General features: G+C 45.0%; 18 protein-coding genes and 1 pseudogene. 12 read left to right on the forward strand and 7 right to left on the reverse strand.

Annotated features, from left to right (window positions below; genetic code table 11):
- On the forward strand, positions 1 to 830 hold an 830-nt coding region (locus NTW12_08865), incomplete at its 5' end, for an HDOD domain-containing protein (GenBank protein ID MCX5846453.1).
- A gap of 94 nt (positions 831 to 924) precedes the next feature.
- Positions 925 to 1419, forward strand: coding sequence for a hypothetical protein (locus NTW12_08870; protein MCX5846454.1), 495 nt, complete (start codon positions 925 to 927; stop codon positions 1417 to 1419).
- A 46-nt stretch (positions 1420 to 1465) separates the two neighbouring features.
- On the opposite strand, the gene NTW12_08875 is transcribed toward NTW12_08870, so the two are convergent.
- The 3 genes from NTW12_08875 to NTW12_08885 all read right to left on the reverse strand — a co-directional run bounded on the left by NTW12_08875 (position 1466) and on the right by NTW12_08885 (position 4293).
- The gene (locus NTW12_08875; protein MCX5846455.1) at positions 1466 to 2077 is read right to left on the reverse strand and encodes a hypothetical protein; all 612 of its coding nucleotides are present in this window, start codon (positions 2075 to 2077) and stop codon (positions 1466 to 1468) included.
- A gap of 575 nt (positions 2078 to 2652) precedes the next feature.
- Positions 2653 to 3711: a 3-isopropylmalate dehydrogenase gene (locus NTW12_08880; protein ID MCX5846456.1), complete on the reverse strand. Its 1059-nt coding sequence runs from the start codon at positions 3709 to 3711 to the stop codon at positions 2653 to 2655.
- Between the two features lie 27 nt (positions 3712 to 3738).
- Complete coding sequence (locus NTW12_08885; GenBank protein MCX5846457.1) at positions 3739 to 4293, reverse strand: HDIG domain-containing protein; 555 nt, start codon at positions 4291 to 4293, stop codon at positions 3739 to 3741.
- A gap of 365 nt (positions 4294 to 4658) precedes the next feature.
- Between NTW12_08885 and NTW12_08890 the strand changes: the two genes are divergently transcribed.
- The 3 genes and pseudogenes from NTW12_08890 to NTW12_08900 all read left to right on the forward strand — a co-directional run bounded on the left by NTW12_08890 (position 4659) and on the right by NTW12_08900 (position 7687).
- A complete protein-coding gene (locus NTW12_08890; protein MCX5846458.1) occupies positions 4659 to 5600 on the forward strand; it encodes a fructose-1,6-bisphosphatase in 942 nt (313 codons plus the stop codon).
- 25 nt (positions 5601 to 5625) lie between these two features.
- Positions 5626 to 7026 (forward strand): class II fructose-bisphosphate aldolase, encoded by a 1401-nt coding sequence (locus NTW12_08895; GenBank protein MCX5846459.1) that lies wholly within the window; start codon positions 5626 to 5628, stop codon positions 7024 to 7026.
- A 473-nt stretch (positions 7027 to 7499) separates the two neighbouring features.
- A pseudogene (locus tag NTW12_08900) lies at positions 7500 to 7687 on the forward strand (addiction module toxin, HicA family).
- Between the two features lie 394 nt (positions 7688 to 8081).
- On the opposite strand, the gene NTW12_08905 reads toward NTW12_08900, so the two are convergent.
- Complete coding sequence (locus NTW12_08905; GenBank protein ID MCX5846460.1) at positions 8082 to 8264, reverse strand: hypothetical protein; 183 nt, start codon at positions 8262 to 8264, stop codon at positions 8082 to 8084.
- Positions 8265 to 8642: 378 nt separating this feature from the next.
- Between NTW12_08905 and NTW12_08910 the strand changes: the two genes are divergently transcribed.
- Together NTW12_08910 and NTW12_08915 are read left to right on the forward strand one after the other, a co-directional pair.
- Entirely contained in the window at positions 8643 to 8885 is a 243-nt protein-coding gene (locus NTW12_08910; protein ID MCX5846461.1) for a hypothetical protein, read from the forward strand.
- Between the two features lie 104 nt (positions 8886 to 8989).
- Entirely contained in the window at positions 8990 to 9835 is an 846-nt protein-coding gene (locus NTW12_08915; GenBank protein ID MCX5846462.1) for a DUF4238 domain-containing protein, read from the forward strand.
- A 350-nt stretch (positions 9836 to 10185) separates the two neighbouring features.
- Here the strand turns inward: NTW12_08915 and NTW12_08920 are convergent, their stop codons facing one another.
- The 3 genes from NTW12_08920 to NTW12_08930 form a co-directional block, all read right to left on the reverse strand.
- Positions 10186 to 10815: a DUF4412 domain-containing protein gene (locus NTW12_08920; GenBank protein MCX5846463.1), complete on the reverse strand. Its 630-nt coding sequence runs from the start codon at positions 10813 to 10815 to the stop codon at positions 10186 to 10188.
- A 96-nt stretch (positions 10816 to 10911) separates the two neighbouring features.
- Positions 10912 to 11838, reverse strand: coding sequence for a lytic murein transglycosylase (locus NTW12_08925; protein MCX5846464.1), 927 nt, complete (start codon positions 11836 to 11838; stop codon positions 10912 to 10914).
- Between the two features lie 21 nt (positions 11839 to 11859).
- The gene (locus tag NTW12_08930) at positions 11860 to 12711 is read right to left on the reverse strand and encodes an amidohydrolase family protein (GenBank protein MCX5846465.1); all 852 of its coding nucleotides are present in this window, start codon (positions 12709 to 12711) and stop codon (positions 11860 to 11862) included.
- A gap of 328 nt (positions 12712 to 13039) precedes the next feature.
- Here NTW12_08930 and NTW12_08935 point away from each other — a divergent pair, with 328 nt between their 5' ends.
- The 5 genes from NTW12_08935 to NTW12_08955 all read left to right on the forward strand — a co-directional run.
- A complete protein-coding gene (locus tag NTW12_08935) occupies positions 13040 to 14584 on the forward strand; it encodes a glycosyltransferase family 39 protein (GenBank protein ID MCX5846466.1) in 1545 nt (514 codons plus the stop codon).
- A 6-nt stretch (positions 14585 to 14590) separates the two neighbouring features.
- The gene (locus tag NTW12_08940; protein MCX5846467.1) at positions 14591 to 15739 is read left to right on the forward strand and encodes an aminotransferase class I/II-fold pyridoxal phosphate-dependent enzyme; all 1149 of its coding nucleotides are present in this window, start codon (positions 14591 to 14593) and stop codon (positions 15737 to 15739) included.
- 55 nt (positions 15740 to 15794) lie between these two features.
- Positions 15795 to 16754, forward strand: coding sequence for a glycosyltransferase (locus NTW12_08945; GenBank protein MCX5846468.1), 960 nt, complete (start codon positions 15795 to 15797; stop codon positions 16752 to 16754).
- Complete coding sequence (locus NTW12_08950) at positions 16751 to 17674, forward strand: formyltransferase (GenBank protein MCX5846469.1); 924 nt, start codon at positions 16751 to 16753, stop codon at positions 17672 to 17674. The genes NTW12_08945 and NTW12_08950 overlap by 4 nt, the downstream gene beginning before the upstream one ends.
- On the forward strand, positions 17671 to 18380 hold a 710-nt coding region (locus NTW12_08955; GenBank protein ID MCX5846470.1), incomplete at its 3' end, for a bifunctional UDP-4-keto-pentose/UDP-xylose synthase. The genes NTW12_08950 and NTW12_08955, both read left to right, overlap by 4 nt.

Raw genomic sequence — 18380 nt, forward strand, 5'->3', positions numbered from 1 at the left:
TTATTTCAGATATTCCTTCACTTCCTGTTGTCGCTTCAAGAATCTTACAGATCATTGCCGATGATTCTTCATCGCTGGAAGAACTGAAAAAGGTTATTTCTCTGGATCAGTCTTTTTCTTCCAGACTCCTGAGAATAGCCAATTCGCCTTACTACAGGAGAGGCAGAAGTGTCGGTGATGTCACTGATGCGATTATTCGAATCGGATTCAACACAATTAAAGCTCTTATATTTGCTGCATCGTTAAAAGATTTACTTCGGATGCCGGGTAATACCGACCGGTTGCTGTGGGAGCATAATATGGCGGTATCGGTAGGCTCAACGGTGATTGCCAATGAAACAGGGCTCATTGCTTCAGGAGAGCCGCTCATCCATGGTCTCCTCCACGATGTCGGCAAGGTTGTAATAAATCTTACCATGCGAGAAAAATATGCCGAGGTAATACGCGTAGTGAAAGAGCAGAATATCTCTTTCATGGAGGCTGAACTGAGGGTGATCGGGTTTGATCACTGCGATGTCGGCGAATATGTTGCTAATCAATGGAATCTTCCCGCTAACCTGTCATTCGTGATAGCGAACCACCACAGGGAAGACCTTTTGGAAATAGTAACGGATACCGAGTTGAAAAAAACAGTCCTCATTGTAAAGGCTGCTGATGCGCTATGTTCAGAATTAGGAATAGGTTTGGCTCATGGCGAAACCCTTACAGAGGATGAGTGGAAATTCTTGAAATTGTCGAGGCATAAAAAACGTGACGACATCAGCAAAAAAATAGAAGAGGAATATCCTCACTACAAAGACTTCATGATGGGTCATGAACCTTCTCAATAAGTCCGCCGGCAAGCGTATGTCATCCTCTTTTTTAAAAAGATTCCGGCGGGAGATAGTGTAAAAATATGAACTTATTGGTAAGATGGAAACTATAATGAATACAGGGCAGCAAGAAATTCTAAATCGATATGCAGCAAAAAAAGCAATCCAGGATTTGAGGGATGGGGAAGAGATTGACAACGCACTGCTGTACTACTTGAACTCTTCTCCTTTAATAAATTATTGTCGTGAAGAGATAAGGGAGGGTGATAAAGAGTTATTAAAAGAAATCGCTTCTTCAAAAGGAAAGGTACTTTCTCTTCGCCAATTTGCACTAACGCTGCTGCGCCAATTTAAGTCTCACCCCGACGTCAAAAATTTCCTATACGACCTGTGGAAGACTTCACCTGAATATGAAATAAAAATAGAGGTATTGTGGAGTCTCTTGAGTTACCATGATCTTTCAGAGGAATTATATAATGACATACGTCGGAATTTTACTGCCTCCGACTGGGACAAGTGGCTGCCGTTAATTGTTGAAAAACTTGGAGGCGATGATAAAGAGAAGGCGCAGGTTAAAGAATTAATGAGCAGGTATTTTAATGTATAAAAGCCTTACCTGCGTCGGGATATAATCAGGGATGAAATGTTATCTTTTACCGGGGATGACAAATTTCCGTATAGAGTTGTTCTTCAAATGATCGAGGATAAATGTGGTACCATTTCGCATCGGGGGTTTGCTTTAATCCTAAAGGCTTATCACTTTTATCAAAATAATAGGTAACGAGAGCCCTTGCCTTTTTTTGGCTGCAGTCCACATCATAAAGTACTTGCTTATAATTCCAATTTATCCCGGGTTGCTTCGATTTTGTCATTTCTGAATTATAGAGTGCTTGCCGATAATTCCAATTTTTTCCGGATTGATTGGATTTAGGCACTTCTGAATCATTTAGTTCTTGTTCATCGTGCCGATCTTCTCCGCCCGGATTCGATTTTGGTATTTCTGACGTTATTCCCTCTGTAAAGTTTACCTTTGTCAGTTGAGAGGTTTTATTTAAGGACTTATTTTTATTCTCTTTTTTATCTGTCTGACGCGAAGTTATTTGACTTTCGCTTTGACGTGTCGGGCGTGACGTTTTGGAGGGTAATTTTTTTACCCTTTTTGTTTCTTTGTCTTGGGTGATGTCATTTTTCCCGAGTTGAGATTCTTTATTGAGATTTGAATATGAATTTTTTCTGATCTTTGCCCAGACCTGTCCTGTGTCCATGGAAGGGTATCGAATGGACTGTCTATCATATGTCCGTACTGGTTCTTCGGCAAATAATAATGATGGTAACGTAAAGACACAAATGAAAATAGTGACAAACAAGTTCGAAAATCCTGAACGCATTGATTCTTTTATAATAGTTGTCATTTTCTTTTAAAATAGGATCCCACAGTTTTTCCCGATATTTGAGGCCTGATAATTTCTGTTTATTGACTAGTATTGATGGTTTCGTAATAAGTCTAATTTCATCCCTACTTTGTCATTCCGGACTTGATCCGGAATCCAGTTCTTTCCAGTAGTTACATTTACTCTGGATTCCGGCTTTCGCCGGAATGACGACATTTTACGAACTCATTATATTTTGTATATCGGAATTTTTTCGAGTAACTTTAAAAGTAAATGGCTTCGTTTACCGATTTGAATCCGCAGTGGGTAAATAAGATTAATGATTTTCATAAGGATCGAAGATTCACCGCAGCAGGCTGAGGGGATCTTCAAAAGCGGTCTTTTTTGAAAGGATATGAAGGAAAGAGTCGGGATTCGGGGAAAGAACCGGCCAGGGTCTTTCCCCGGACCTAAATCAAACCGGCCACAAGATCGCCAACCTCGCTGGTTGAATAACCCATTTGACCGGCGGTGAGGCTTTTAATTTTTTCTTTGACAACCTTCATTACGGCTTTTTCTACTGCCATTGCTGCAGCATCTTCCCCCAATGTTTCCAGCATCATCTGACCAGCCATGATGGCGGCCAAAGGATTGACTACGGAGAGCCCCGTATATTTGGGTGCTGAACCGCCTATGGGTTCGAACATGGAAACGCCCTGGGGATTTATATTGCCGCCTGCGGCTATTCCCATGCCTCCCTGGATCATTGCTCCCAGGTCGGTTATGATGTCGCCAAACATGTTGTCCGTCACGATAACGTCGAACCATTCGGGATTCTTTACCATCCACATGCAGGTTGCATCCACATGGGCGTAGTCGGTCTTTATCTCGGGATATTCTTTGGCTACTTCATAGAATGTCCTTTCCCACAGGTCGAATGCGTACGTCAGTACGTTCGTCTTGCCGCAAAGCGTCAGTTTCTTTGCCTTGTTGCGCTTGCGGCAATATTCAAAAGCGAATCTCACGCATCGCTCCACACCCTTGCGCGTGTTTATGGATTCCTGGGTCGCGACCTCGTCAGGCGTGCCTCTCTTCAAAAACCCACCAGCGCCGGTGTACAGGCCTTCGCTGTTTTCCCGCACAACAACAAAATCAATGTCTTCCGGTTTCTTGTCTTTCAAAGGTGTATCCACTCCCGGATAAAGTATGACAGGCCTCAGATTTATGTACTGGTCAAGGCCGAACCGGAGTTTAAGCAAAATGCCTTTTTCAAGGATGCCTGGTTTAACATCGGGGTGGCCGATGGCGCCCAGATAGATTGCGTCATACTTCCTCAGCTCTTCAAGGGTTTCGTCGCTCATTACCTCACCGGTACGTTTATATCGCTCGCCGCCCAAATCATAATGGGACAGATCCAGTCCGAAGCCGAACTTTGCCGATGCAGCCTTGAGGACCTTCAATCCTTCCGCAATAACCTCAGGTCCTGTTCCGTCTCCCGGAATAACAGCGATTCTGTATGACTTTCCCATTATTTTCCTCCCGTGCGTAGTGTTTGATTATAATCCCAGCTGATCGCTGATCTCTTTCATCGCCTGCAAACATATCTCAACGAATTCATCCAACGGAAGCCCGATGCGTTCACATTCCATGATCGTATCCCGATTGACGGATGCCGCAAAGGCCTTTTCCTTCATTCTCTTGGTCACCGACTTTGCCTTAACGCTTGCCAGTTTTTTATCGGGATAAACAAGTGCGGCGGCGACAATCATTCCGGTGACGGTCTCGCCTGCAGCCAGTGCATGATGAAATACTGTATTCCTTTTCATGCCCCAGGCTTCTTCATTGTGCATTTTGATCGCGTCGATAATTTCAGGATCAACTCCTTTTTCGCTGAGAATTTTCTCTGTCTCCCGTGTATGGATGGATAGATCAGCGTTTGTGATTTCCAAATCCAAATCATGGAGCAATCCGGTAATCCCCCATTCCTCCTCATTTTTTCCCAGCCTTCGTGCCAGAGCCTTCATCACCGCTTCCGAGGCGTAACAATGATTCAACATTCTCTCATTCTTAATATACTGATTTAATAACTCAATCGCTTCTCCTCTTGTCATTTGTCATCTCCTGACGTCTTCATAAAAAAAACCTCATGCCCTATGGAGGCACCAGCACCCCCCCTTAAATGAAATTTAAGGTATAGGTTCAATGTCATTGACTTAAGCACTTTGACTCCCCTCTTTTCTAAAGAGGGGTTGGGGGGAGATTTTACGGAATGCAATTAAAATCCCCCTGAATCCCCCTTTACAAAGGGGGACTTAAAAGAGATAATATTCTTAAGTCAATGACATTGGGTATAGGTTACTAACACATCCGGTTAAGCGTTACAATTTGTTTCCTCTCATGCCGGTATGAAAAATGTACTTGTCAAAATCATAATTTATTGTTACAAAAAGTAAAAAAATTAAAAGGATGGACAGCCATGGGAGAGGGCATTTCGGACTACACAAAATTTACCGTCGATCTGCGTCGCCACATGTGGAAAGCCGGGGTGGAAATTGAATTGCGCAGGCTCATATGGCAAATTGCTGTTATGGGCAAATACATCTCCGCCAAGATTCATGAATCAAACCGGAAACTGGCCGGATTTAAGAACATCTTTGATGAAGATCAACTGAATCTGGATAGAAGTGCCGACGAAATTCTCAAGAACCAACTCGAATATTCAGGGTTTGTCAGGGAATATGCATCAGAAGAACAGGATTCAGTAGTTCAGATCGGCAGGGGAGACGAAAAATATTTCATCACTGCGGACCCTCTGGACGGTTCTTCTTTGGTGGATACAAATCTGTCCATAGGAACAATCATCGGCATTCATACAGAGTCTATGTTAGCCGAAGGAAGAAAAACATTGGCAGCAGCCACGTACATCACGTATGGCCCTCTGATTACGATGGTCTATTCTGCGGGAAAGGGAACCCATGAATTTGTGTTGAACAGAGAAGGGGAGTATGTCCTTTCCGAGGAAAACATAATTTTAAAGGAACGAGGAGACATATACAGCCTGGGAGGATTGAGAAGAGACTGGACCCCGGAACACCTCAAGTACATAGAATTTCTGGAGACGGAAGGGTACAAGCTCCGCTACAGCGGTGGGTTTGTGCCGGATATCAATCAGGTCTTAATCAAAAGAGGAGGTATCTTTACCTACCCTGCTCTCAAGAAGAGCCCCAAGGGAAAATTGAGGCTTCTGTTTGAGCTTCAGCCCATGGCGTTCATCATCGAACAGGCCGGCGGTATGGCCACGAATGGCAAACAGGATATCCTGTCCATCACGGTGGAGGATCTTAATCAGCGTTGTCCGATATATATCGGGAGCCGTTTTGAGGTGGAAAAGGCGAAGGAATTTCTTGCTAATGGCTAATAGCTAATGGTGGAGGGCAAATGCTATGGCAACGATCTATGAGAGCATCGCTCAGTTGAAAAAAGGTTTTGACGGGGTTCTGAAGATTTCGGATGGTGATGTAAAGGTGCTGGATGCGGAAAAGCTCCGGGATTCACTCATTGACGATCTGATCTTTACGGTAGTATTCAGTCCTCAGGAAGAGACAGGGAAGGCCGCCCGGTGGTTGATCCGGAGGAGCGGAGCGGCCCTGGGTGTTTTTTCAACATCTATCCAGCCACTCTATGAGGCAATGGGTCGTAAGGAGGTGTCCGGTTTTACCGTACCGGCCATTAACATCCGAGCCCTCACCTATGATGTTGCTCAAGCCGTTTTGCGCGCCGCCATGAAGGGCAATGTCGGCCCCGTGATTTTTGAGATTGCCCGTTCTGAAATTGACTACACTGCTCAGCGTCCTGAGGAGTACACCTGTGCGGTAATTGCCGCTGCGATTAAAGTCGGATACCGGGGACATCTCTTTCTGCAGGGCGATCATTTCCAGGTAAATGCGAAAAAATTTGCATCCGATCCGGCTAAAGAAGTTCAGAAAGTCAAAGACCTGATCTGGGAAGCCATCGAGGCGGGGTTTTACAATATCGATATCGATACCTCAACGCTGGTGGATTTATCAAAACCAACAGTGGCGGAGCAGCAGAAAACGAATTACAGCCTCGCGGCAGAGCTGACCACCATGATCCGGGATCTGGAACCCGCCGATATGACGATCTCCGTCGGCGGCGAGATCGGGGAGGTTGGAGGGAAAAACAGCACCGTTGAAGAATTGCGGGTCTTTATGGCCGGCTATTTAGAAGATCTCCGCAAGAACGGCGAAGATATGAAGGGCATCAGCAAGATCAGTGTGCAGTCAGGTACCACCCATGGAGGAGTTCCTCTACCCGATGGAAGTATCGCCAAGGTCAAGCTGGACTTCGATACCCTGGAAAAACTCTCCGAAGTCGCGAAAGCGGATTTTGGTCTTTCCGGCGCCGTCCAGCACGGGGCTTCGACCCTTCCCAATGAGGCGTTTGATAAATTTCCGACGACCGGCACTGCCGAAATCCACCTGGCAACGGGATTTCAGAATATGATCTATGACAGCAAACACCTGCCAGGAACACTCAAGGATCAGATATATCAGTATATAAAAACTGAACTTGTAAGCGAGAAAATAGACACGGATACGGAAGAGCAGTTTATCTATAAGACACGGAAAAAGGGGTTCGGCCCTTTTAAAAAAGAGCTCTGGCATCTTCCGAAAGAAGCGTTGCGGGCGATCGGTGATGAACTGGAAAACCAGTTCTCATTCCTGTTCGGAAAACTGAACGTCAAAAATACGACTGATCTTGTTAATAAGTATATAAAACCGCTCGATGTCCCCTTAGCAGTCCCTGAAGCCCTGAGGCCGTGACGGGCATTCTGATTGTAATTGCACAATTATTCTTATGCTGGAAAAAGGGGAGATTGACCGGAAGATCAGATAAATATTCAATGTCGTTGACTTAAGAATATTATTTCTTTCAATTCCCCCTTTGCAAAGGGGGATTCAGGGGGATTTTAATTGCATTCCGTAAAATCTCCCCCAACCCCCTCTTTAAAAAAGAGGGGGGGCAAAGTGCTTAAGTCAATGACATTGGATAAATATTAGTAAAAAAACAAAAGAGTGAACGTTATGCATAACGAATTCACAGCCATAGTCGAACAAGACGGTGACTGGTTTATCGCATACTGTTTAGAGATTCCTGGCGCGAACTGACAAGGCAGGACAAAAGATGAATGTCTGAAAAACCTGTCAGAAGCCATTGATTTGATTCTGGAAGATAGACGGGAAGATGCGCTTCGGGGCATTCCGGCAGACGCTACGAGAGAAGTGATTTCAGTGGGATGAAAAGGAATGAACTACTCAAACATCTGGGCGGTACGGGTGTTTCCTGAAACGCGAGGGTAGCGCGCACTCTCTTTGGATCAATCCCAACACCGGAAAAATCGAGGCTGTTCCGCGTCATACAGAAATATCTGACAGACTTGCGATCAAGATATGCCGTGCCCTTTCAGTTCCAGACCCAAAGTGACAACCGATCAATTTGTGACCTATTATGAGGCGAAACGAATTTTAAGACTGCCGATAGAATTTAAATTTGTCGCAGAATAGATTTCACTCGCTGAAATGAACAAGGTAAATGGCGAGTGTTCATTAGCTTTCCTTATTCAAAGGTACCTTCTGGAAACTCTGGAAGCAACTCTTGCAGAGCGGCATTGGACAAATATCCCTTGTTTTACGAAGTTCGCTTTTATCCGGTATTATCATAATATACGAAATGATGTAGACAGTTATGCGCTTATAATTATGAGGTGTTTTCCTTTCAAGGAAAAAGAAGCTGTATTATCTTGATACTCAAAATACCGGGAAAAGCAAAGTTCGTATATTAATTGTTCGATGAAAGGAAAGCATTGGAATCCTGGGCATCATATTTCGTAACGTTCCTGATTGGTGCCGCTACTGGTGCCGCAGGTAACTATTTCGCATCGAAATATACAGATCGGCGTCGCGACACTGAAAATACCAAGAAGGCGAAGGATACTTTCAAGAAAGTTAAAGATCAGATGCCAGAATTGATTTCTGAAATGAAAGCGGACTTCACAAGGCATGAGAATTCTTCTATAAGAGAATTCGTTATACTCCCAAGCAACAAAGTCATATTCAATAGCCAACAACCTCGATTCTTTTACTTTGAGACCCAGCATCAGAATCTGAAAGGAAAAATTGCAGTCTTGGAAAATCACGGATACATTATAGATGTGACTGTCTCAAATGCACCTATATATAGGATAACAGAGAAATTCTTGGATTTCGTTCTGAATGCATGACCATCCAACAAAGGCATGCAGGTAGACGCGGGCTGCCGTCCGTGCCGCTGATGCGCGATATTAGCGTGATGATAAATAAAAACCATAAGGCAAATTAGGATCAACCCGAATGATAAAGACCATTACCCTATCGTCATCTCTCCTTGGAGGATTATTAAAATGACTGAGGACAAAAAGACTCATCATTGCTTTACCTGTGGTAAGAAGTTTCAGTTTGAAGAACATATTTATGACGGCAAATGGATAGATAGTTACCAAATTGAAGTTTGCATGACCTGTTGGAATGGTAACTGGGATGGTTGGCCCGGAGAACGTGCAGAGAAAATAATAAACCACCTGAAAAAAAAAGGCATACCCATTCCGCCAATGAATGCAAAAGGCTGGTTGCCAAGAGGAGATTAAAACAAATAAAACTGAGCGTCCAACAATCGGCTCCACCGGATCGCCGATAAACCTGGCTCCCGGTGAGCCTTAGCGTTGGGCAGAAATAGGCACGGATTATTTTAATGGGGCATCACTACCTTCCTCAATATTATCTAAAAGGATTTACAGAATCTGAAGACAATATGCTTTGGGCTTATGAAAAGGGTACTGGTACTAAATTTAATACACAAATTAAGGGCTTGGCAAATATTACAAACTTCTATTCTGAGGATATAGAACAATATTTGGCGAATGATATTGAAGGACCCGCAAATACAGTACTTGATAAAATACGCAGTCGGCATCAAATCAATGATGATGATAAATATATATTTGCAGAATACATGGCAGTGATGTGGAAACGGGTTCCGCGTGCTAAAGAAGATTTGAAAAAGATGGCTCCACGCCTAGCAGATGGAATAGCCAAAAAAATGAGCGCCGATTTAGGCAATATTCTTGACGATAAGCCTGAAAAAGCTGAATTTCTAGAAAAGAGAAAGAGAGAAATAGATGATATTTTGGCGACCTATGCTGTAGATCCGCCGAAAGAAATTTGGTTAGAAAATATCCCTCCTGAACGGACTCCAAGAATTGTCGAGACAATTAAAGCAATGACCTGGGTATTTTGGGAATTTGACCAACAGCCAGTTTTCTTAACATGCGACAATCCTGTTTTTTATTTTACAGGAATGGGTGTTGGAAGAAGGGATTCAGAGATCTCCTTTCCAATTTCAAGCCATGTTGTTTTATGGGCAACTTGGAGGATAGATTTGCCTCGTAATTTCATTCAGGCATCTACCCAAGTAGTAAAAGAAATGAATCGAAGAACGGTTCATAATGCGAGTAGGTATGTTTTCCACAGCAGGGATGAACGCTGGATAATCCCTTTTATAAAAAAGAAAAATTGGAAATTGAATAGAATTGTGTAGTTACAATAAACCGCTGATTACCCAACAACAGCTTTGAGAGGGACGTGTGTTACGCTGCCGCTCCACACACGCTCCTCAAGCTGGGCGTTAAGTGTTAAGGAAAGATAAATTATGATTGGATTAGTCACATTTCTTGTTTTCGCTGCCTGCATTGTAGGCTTAATGTATCTGATCGGATATCCTCTATTGAGTCAAGTAAGCAGCTATCCCCTGAATAGCAATGGATTGATGGGGGATAGTGGATAAATAGTGCAACTGCCCCCTTACCTGAAAAAAGAGATGAATAAAAAAAGGGGTCATAGATGACCCCTTTTCCTACATTAATATATAGGTTTCCACTACAAAACTTATTACTTTTTACCTACACCTGGCGGCATTGACGGTATGGACATCTTTTGGTACCCTGCCGGCAGCTCAAACAGACTGTCGGGCTGAGATCCCAATTTGATATCCTTATATTCCATGGACCAGCTCCCATCCACCGATGCTGCTTTAACGGGGAAGTTTATGTCTGTTGCCATCCACTGATAGGTGTTCATGGTCTTATCATCCACCTTTACGGTAACTTCATATTTTGTGCAGGGGTGCCCGTCAATCGTCTCGCTGCCGACAACCTTCCGGCTGACTTCCCCCTTCACTTTATCTTCCGGAATGGCTGCATCCTCCTTCTTACCTTCGGCCATCTCCATATATGTCTTGCTGGGCGGCATGACCATCCAGACCTTTTTCAAATCCCGACGGACAATTGTATATGATCCTCCTGCCATCTCATTCTCCATACGGACCTTGTCGGCTTTCATATAGAGCTTCGATTGATTGGTATGCCCACCGGAGCTGCTCACTACCGTTACCGACATCTCCTTTGCCATCAGGGTATCTCCCTTGGCCTTTTCTCCTTTGCCTTCTTCCTTACCCTTGCCACAACCTGAGACGGTCAGAGCAAAAAAAATCGCGAGTACAACAATTAATATTCTTTTCATGGTTCACCTCTCTTTGTTTGTTTTTTTATACTGATGGGAGCATAGGATAGTTCCTCACATATGTCAATAATGAGAAATCCAGTTCCATAATGCCAATTATTCCAATTTCGTAACCGGTTTATCTCCGCCTTTCTGCTTTAGCTTTCCGGCCACACCCAGAACGGTACTAGCGTAGATATTGCTATGGTTGTATGCAAGGATTACGCGGTACTGCCTCTTCGCGCTGATACCGCACCTCCAGCCGTGGGCGCGCAGGTAATTGGCGACACTGTAAAGGGCATCATCCTCTGAAAAGAGGTTGATATGCCCGTCCTTATCCGCGTCGATTCCATACGCGGAGATCTGTGTGGGCATAAACTGACAAATCCCGATTGCGCCATACAGTGAACCGGGAATGCCGAGCGGATCGATACCTCTTCCCGAGGCGTATCTGATCAGGGCTTTGAGCTCTGAATAAGCCCAATCGGCCTTCTGGCGGCAGCGTTTCCTTGCGTAATCCTCATTTCTCTCAGTAATCAGATCAGGCGCAAGATAGGGGCGGATCGTTTCCAGATCGGAACTCAAAGCCATGCTCGCCAGTGTATTGAAGGCGCCACGGTTGCCCATGTTTTTGCCAAGCTCGGTTTCAACAAGCAAAATTGATACGACAATCTCCTTCGGAACACAGTAGTCATTCGTTATCTTCCGCAATGTCACATCGTTTCTCTGCGCATAGGAGCGCGCCCCGGCAATCACTTCCGGTCTTAAGAAGCGGGCATAAGCAGCCCTGTACTTGCGGGCATAGGCAGCATCAGGCTTTTTGTCTCGTTTTTTTATGAGTTCCTTGAGCTTGCATGACATGGCGCCCGGATCAAACTTTACACCAGGCTGGGCAAAGAGCCTTCTTACCGTTTGCTCGTCGAACTTGTCGGCTACGAGGCGCTCAATAAGAGGAGTCCAGTCCGCAGATACCGGTGAGGGGAAAATAGCCAAGGCCACAGAAAAAAGTGAGATCAGAATCAAGGAGTATAGATAACGGGCCATGTAAAACCTCTTTCAATCGATTTATGTATTCGATATTTTGGTAAACACATTCAATGCATTTTTCCCTAAAACGTTTTCCAGATGTTTTTCGGGGACAATCCTCTCTACAAAGTCGAGATACACATCCATAGGCGCCAGAGGCCAATCGGTGCCGAAGAGGATTTTATCCCAGCTTGCGGCATACAAAAGGGCGTGGCGAAATTCATTCAGTATGAGCGGTTCGCAACCCGCCTCCTGTAAATAAGCCCGGCTTCCCACCAGAAGCCCGGAAATATCGGTCCACACATTCGTGTTTTTTCGTACGATCTCTGCCGTTTCCTTCACCCATGGGTCTCCCAGGTGAGCAATGACAAAGATATTTTGCCGGTGAGTTACAGCAAGTTCATCAATTGCCAGGGGATGGGAGTATTTGAGAAGCCCTCGTTCAGAGAAGGTATCGCCGCTGTGCATGACAACGGGAAGATGGAATTGCGCTGCCAGCTCGTAAATTGGAGTGTAAATCTGATCAGTTACGGAGAATGGATAGTAGCCGGGATATAATTTTATGCCGACGGTCCTGGGATTCTGCAGCGCCTTTTCAATCTTTTCCAGAGAATTATCGGAAAGGTCATGAGGGTTGATCCCGGGGCAGAAATAGAGCTGTTCAGGCCATGAGTCGGACAGGTCCAACTCCATCGGATTTGATGCAGCCGCATCGGGAAATCCAAACAGGGAAGTTTCCTGAAGTCCCATTCCGACAGCCGCCCGGATATTATTACGGGCCAAATCCGCCTGAAGACCGGTTAATGAATAATCACAACCTGATTCCCGGAGAGCCGTATCCTGGAAGCTGGCTATTCTGGAGAAATGTATGTGCGCATCAATGATGATCATTCTATTATCTATTGCCGGTAAGTATCGTAGATGTAAAATGTTAAAAGTATCAGTACGATCTACATAGGGGAAATATGCTTCTATGTCAATCGGAAAGGCCATAAAAGGCTTCAAGAAAGCCATGGAAGAATCGGAAAAGAAGTGTTAAAGAACAGATTAAACTACCTATTTTATTGAGAGCGGGAATTGTGTCTGATAACTGATGGATTTATTCAAAAATAAAAAAATCATTTTTTTCATCATACCATTCATACTTTATGTAACCCTCCTGACGGTTATGCCGTTAATGTAGCCGGATGAGGCGCGTTATAGTGCTATTCCCAGCGCCATGAATCATTCCGGCGATTATGTAACACCGCATTTAAAGGGAACCGTCTATCTTGAAAAGCCGCCATTGTCTTACTGGGCAACGGCGTTATCATTTAAAATCTTCGGAGAGAATGAATTCTCTGCAAGGCTGTTTACAGCATTGTGTGCCTGGGGGTGCATCCTTCTTGTTTATTCCATAGGGACTTTTTTTCATGATGCAAAAACGGGATTTTATGCGGCTGCCGTTCTAACGACGTCTTTATATCATTTTATAATCGGAAGGATTAACATCCTGGATATGCCGTTGACGTTCTTCGTCTGTCTTGCCATATGGTCCGGATACAGGCATTTTTCAGGCGGCGGGGAAGGGAAAAAAAGGCTTTATCTCTTTTATCTTTTCTGTGCCCTCGCCTTTCTCGCGAAAGGGTTGATCGGTATCGTCTTTCCCTTTGCCATCACTGCAATATGGCTTTTGGTTTCCAAAAGATGGCGTGATATATTTAGGCTTTTCTCACCCATAGGAATTATGATCTTTTTGGCTGTTGCCGGTCCATGGCTGATTCTTGTTCATATGGCGAATGAAGACTTTGTGTGGTTTTTTTTCGTCCAGGAACATTTTCTCAGATATACGACAACCATGCATGCTAAGAAAGAGCCGTTCTATTTTTATATTCCAATAATAATTGCGGGTACACTCCCATGGTGTGCTTTTCTTTTTAAAGCCGTCAAAGAAAGCGGCACAGAAAAGTATCTTCAATTTAAGTCAACGGAAAAGATTTTCTTGCTTACATGGATAGGCGTTATTTTTTCATTCTTTTCGGTTTCCTCATCCAAACTTATTCCCTATGTTGCTCCCGTGTTCTTGCCGCTAGCGGTTTTTATGGGCCATATTTTCAGGGTCCATGATGATCAGGAAAAGGCTCTTGATAAAAGTAAGGCAGCGGGAGTACTGTATTGTTCCCCTGTTCTCTTGCAATCTCTTTTGTTCATTGCAGTGCTTCTCGTACCGCCTTTCCTAAAAAGACACGGCATATCTTTGTATGCATGGTTGCCATGGGTGATCTTTCCCATTTTACTGCAGATATCGATCGTAATTTTACCTGATTTCATCAGGAAAAAATGGGGAAAAGGCTGGTTCATGACCATTTATGTAATCTCGTTTCTTTTTATGGGTTCGCTGGTATTCCCCCTGTCCCAATTTCTGACTCCTTACAAATCGGCCTATCCGCTCGTTAAGGTTATAAAAGATCATGTTCCGGCTGAACAGGAGCTTTATCAGTACGGGATGTCGCTTTACGGCATCGATTTTTATGGTAAAATGAGGACGCCCATCGTTGATGACATCGGTGAATTGAGAACGGGTGTAGAAAAACTGCCTCTTGAAGAAAGATCGCATTATTTCCTTAATTCGGATAACTTTTTTAGACTTTACCACCAGAAGAAAGACATCTACTGCGTGACAAAATATAAGAATATGGAAAATTTGAAAAAAGAAGTACCTAACCTCAGAGTCTTATGGGATAATAGCTACTATTATCTTGTTCACCTTCAAAAGGATAACTGACGTACTATGAAGATTAGAGAGAATTTTTTACCCCTGTCCAGGCCGTCTATTGGCGATAGGGAAATTGAAGGGGTAGTCGAATGCCTTAAATCCGGATGGATTACCACCGGACCTGCCTGTAAGGCATTTGAAGATAAATTCCGTGAATTGACGGGAGCATCCCATGCAGTTTCTCTAAGTTCCGCCACGGCCGGCATGCACCTTGTGCTTCTTGCCCTGGGGATTGGGGAAGGGGATGAGATTATTACACCGTCCATGACATTCGCCTCTACCGTGAATATGATCGTCATGCTTGGAGCCAGGCCTGTTTTCGTTGATATCCACCATGATACCTTGAACATGAATCCGGAGCTGTTGGAGGAAAAGATCAGCCCCAAAACAAAGGCCATAATCCCCGTTCACTTTGCCGGAGCGCCTGTCGATATGGACAGGATTCTGGGAATTGCAGAGCGATACAACCTTACCGTCATTGAAGATGCGGCCCATGCCGTCGGCACGTATTATAAAGGAGTTCACGCGGGAGGATTCGGCCATATCGCCATTTTTTCTTTTCACCCGATAAAAAATATCACCAGCGGCGAAGGCGGCATGATTACGCACAGTGATGAAAAACTGGAAAAACAATTGAGACTTTTAAGATTTCACGGTATCGAAAGGGACGCATGGAAGCGTTACGGGAAAGGGGGAAACCCGGAATATGACATTCATCAACCGGGATTCAAATATAATCTTCCCGACATGCAGGCGGCCCTCGGACTTGCCCAACTGTCGAGATTAAATGAAATTAATTGCAGGAGAGCCGAGATTGCCGCACTTTACAGGGGAGGGCTGAAAGATACAGCGGGTCTCGAGTTACCCGGAATACCGGAATATCCGCATGTTCATGCATGGCACCTGTTCATCATAAAGGTTCTGTCCATGGATCGGGGTCTCTTTATGGAAAAGCTGTCTGAGTATAATATTGGTTACGGTCTTCATTTCCCCGCCTGCCACCTCTTACAGTATATCAAAAATCAGTTCGGGAATGGGGAGGGCATGCTTCCGGAAACGGAGCACGCCGCAGGTAAGATCATATCACTGCCTCTGTTTCCGGACATGGCGGATGATGATGTATCCTACGTTTGTGAAGCGATAAAGGAAATATTGAAAAGTTAGTTTTCGGAAAGCGGCCTGAACCGGGCAAGAAATATACAAGAATAAGGAAAATCTCATGAGTTCACAACCGATGATTTCTTTGGTCATTCCAGTCTATAATGAGGAAAAGAACCTGCATGCATTGATGGAACGTATCCGGCCGGTCATGCAAAACATGGGCAAGCCCTATGAGATAATTCTGATCGATGACGGGAGCCGGGATGATTCTCTCTCGATATTGAAAAGCTTCAGCACCCAGCCCGAGGTGAAAGTTGTAGAGCTTGTGCGAAATTACGGACAACATGCGGCGATCCTCGCCGGGTTTTCAATCGTCAGGGGCGATATCACAATCACGTTAGATGCGGATCTTCAGAACCCTCCGGAAGAGATACCGAAGCTTGTGAAGGAGATGGAAGACGGCAACTACGATGTAGTAGGTACGATAAGAAAAAGTCGCAAGGACTCCCTATTCAGGATACTGCCCTCGAAGCTTATAAATATCGTTACAAGAAGGATCACGAAGGTCAGGATGACCGACTGGGGATGCATGCTGCGGGCCTACCGGCGCCCTGTAGTCGAGCGCATGATTGCCTGTCACGAGCACGCAACATTCATCCCTGCGTTGGCGACCTTTTTCGGGAAGCGTGTGACGGAAATTGAGGTTGCCCATGAAGAACGATATGGGGGAAAAACGAACTATTCCTTGCGAAAACTCATCAATCTTCAGTTTGACCTCATCTCATCATTCTCTGATCTTCCCATGAAGCTCCTCATGTATGGAGGCATCGGGATGGCTTTGGGGGGTGTTTGCTTCGGTATCTTGCTTGCTGTTGCCAGACTGTTGTATGGCGCCCTGTGGGCTGCTCAGGGTGTTTTTACACTCTTTGCGATTTTGTTTGTTTTTGTGGGCCTGCAGTTTTTTGCCTTTGGCATCATAGGGGAATATATTGGCCGGATTTACAGAGAAGTGAGAAAGAGACCGGAGTACGTTATCGAAAAGGTCCATTCGTCGGAGAATGCAAAGGATATGCAGTGAGGGCCGTTGTATTTGCTTACCATAATATGGGTATTTGCGGACTTGAAGCCCTGCAACGCGCGGGTTTTACGATAGCAGCCATTTTTTCCCATAAAGACGACCCCGGAGAAAATTGCTGGTTCGATTCGGTTGTCGAATGGGCGAAGAAGAATCATATCGATGTATTCTGCCCGGATAATGTGAACGTACCTGAGTGGATTCGACAAGTTTCCCGTCTTGCTCCCGATGTGATCTTTTCCTTTTATTACCGGAGTATGCTCAGTCGGGATATCTTAACCATACCAGCATCAGGGGCATACAATCTTCATGGCTCGCTTCTGCCTGCCTATCGGGGAAGAGTTCCGGTAAATTGGGTGCTCGTGAATGGGGAGAAACGGACGGGGGTTACACTCCACCATATGATCGAAAAGCCGGATGCAGGCGATATTGTTGGGCAGAAAGTCATTACCATAGAGTTTAATGACACAGCCCGGACCCTGTATGACAAGCTCTGCATGACTGCCGGCACATTGCTCGAGGAAGTCCTCCCCCTTATCAAAGAAGGAAAAGCCCCGCGGATTCCGCAGGATCTGACACAAGGGAGCTATTTCGGCGGGCGCAGACCGGAAGATGGACGCATAAACTGGAGCTGGCCGGCAATGAGAATTTATAATCTCATCCGGGCGGTAACCGGGCCCTATCCGGGTGCATTTGCCTTTTTGCCCGGTGGTGAAAAAATATTGATCTGGTGGGCGCTTCCCGAAGAAGATGGTGTTCACGATCATCTTCCCGGACAGATAGAGGTTGAGAACAGTTATGTTTTTGTCAGAACGGGTGAGGGGCGGGTAAAACTTGTTGATATCGAAACAGCGGGATCAAGAATGAAAAACGATCTTATATTTCATTATTTTAAGGGTAAGGAAGGATTAGTTTTAACATGAAGATATTAATACTCGGGGTAAACGGATTTATCGGCCATCATCTGACCAACAGGATACTCAATCAAACAGACTGGAGCGTCTATGGTATGGACCTCGCCAATGATCGTCTCGGTGAAGACGTGAATAACCCACGTTTCCACTTCCTTGAGGGTGATATAGCGATCAATAAAGAATGGATTGAGTATCACGTAAAGAAATGCGACGTCATATTGCCTCTTGTGGCCATTGCCACACCCAAGCTGTATGTTGAGGACCCCATCGGCGTCTATGAGCTGGATTTCGAAATGAATCTCGGCGTCGTTAAACAGTGTGTGAAGTATCATAAACGGGTGGTGTTTCCCTCCACATCGGAGGTCTATGGGGCCTGCACAGACCAGGAATTTAAAGAGGACGAGAGTTTTTTAAGGGTCGGGCCGATTCAGAAGGAGCGGTGGATATATTCGTGCTGCAAGCAGCTTTTAGACCGGGTTATCTATGCCCATGGTACACGGGGACACCTCGAATTTACCCTGTTTCGACCCTTCAACTGGATTGGGGCCAAGCTGGATTCACTGTATGCGGCCAAGGAGGGGAGTTCCAGGGTAGTCACACAATTCATTGCCGAGCTGCTTATGAAACGTCCCATCGTCCTTGTTGACGGCGGTCATCAGAAACGATGCTTCACCTATGTGGACGACGGCATCTCCGCATTGATGAAAATCCTGGA

Source organism: Deltaproteobacteria bacterium (assembly GCA_026388545.1).
In the GTDB taxonomy this organism is placed as follows: Bacteria; Desulfobacterota; Syntrophia; order Syntrophales; family UBA2185; genus JAPLJS01.

Excerpts from the sequence above, each read along its gene's own strand:
- NTW12_08895 (MCX5846459.1), top strand. The coding sequence starts at position 5,626 with ATGGCAACGATCTATGAGAGCATCGCTCAGTTGAAAAAAGGTTTTGAC.
- NTW12_08885 (MCX5846457.1), bottom strand. The coding sequence starts at position 4,293 with ATGACAAGAGGAGAAGCGATTGAGTTATTAAATCAGTATATTAAGAAT.
- NTW12_08910 (MCX5846461.1), top strand. The coding sequence starts at position 8,643 with ATGACTGAGGACAAAAAGACTCATCATTGCTTTACCTGTGGTAAGAAG.
- NTW12_08875 (MCX5846455.1), bottom strand. The coding sequence starts at position 2,077 with ATGGACACAGGACAGGTCTGGGCAAAGATCAGAAAAAATTCATATTCA.
- NTW12_08890 (MCX5846458.1), top strand. The coding sequence starts at position 4,659 with ATGGGAGAGGGCATTTCGGACTACACAAAATTTACCGTCGATCTGCGT.
- NTW12_08915 (MCX5846462.1), top strand. The coding sequence starts at position 8,990 with ATGGGGCATCACTACCTTCCTCAATATTATCTAAAAGGATTTACAGAA.
- NTW12_08870 (MCX5846454.1), top strand. The coding sequence starts at position 925 with ATGAATACAGGGCAGCAAGAAATTCTAAATCGATATGCAGCAAAAAAA.
- NTW12_08925 (MCX5846464.1), bottom strand. The coding sequence starts at position 11,838 with ATGGCCCGTTATCTATACTCCTTGATTCTGATCTCACTTTTTTCTGTG.
- NTW12_08945 (MCX5846468.1), top strand. The coding sequence starts at position 15,795 with ATGAGTTCACAACCGATGATTTCTTTGGTCATTCCAGTCTATAATGAG.
- NTW12_08880 (MCX5846456.1), bottom strand. The coding sequence starts at position 3,711 with ATGGGAAAGTCATACAGAATCGCTGTTATTCCGGGAGACGGAACAGGA.
- NTW12_08905 (MCX5846460.1), bottom strand. The coding sequence starts at position 8,264 with ATGCCTTGTGAAGTCCGCTTTCATTTCAGAAATCAATTCTGGCATCTG.
- NTW12_08935 (MCX5846466.1), top strand. The coding sequence starts at position 13,040 with ATGAATCATTCCGGCGATTATGTAACACCGCATTTAAAGGGAACCGTC.
- NTW12_08920 (MCX5846463.1), bottom strand. The coding sequence starts at position 10,815 with ATGAAAAGAATATTAATTGTTGTACTCGCGATTTTTTTTGCTCTGACC.
- NTW12_08940 (MCX5846467.1), top strand. The coding sequence starts at position 14,591 with ATGAAGATTAGAGAGAATTTTTTACCCCTGTCCAGGCCGTCTATTGGC.
- NTW12_08930 (MCX5846465.1), bottom strand. The coding sequence starts at position 12,711 with ATGATCATCATTGATGCGCACATACATTTCTCCAGAATAGCCAGCTTC.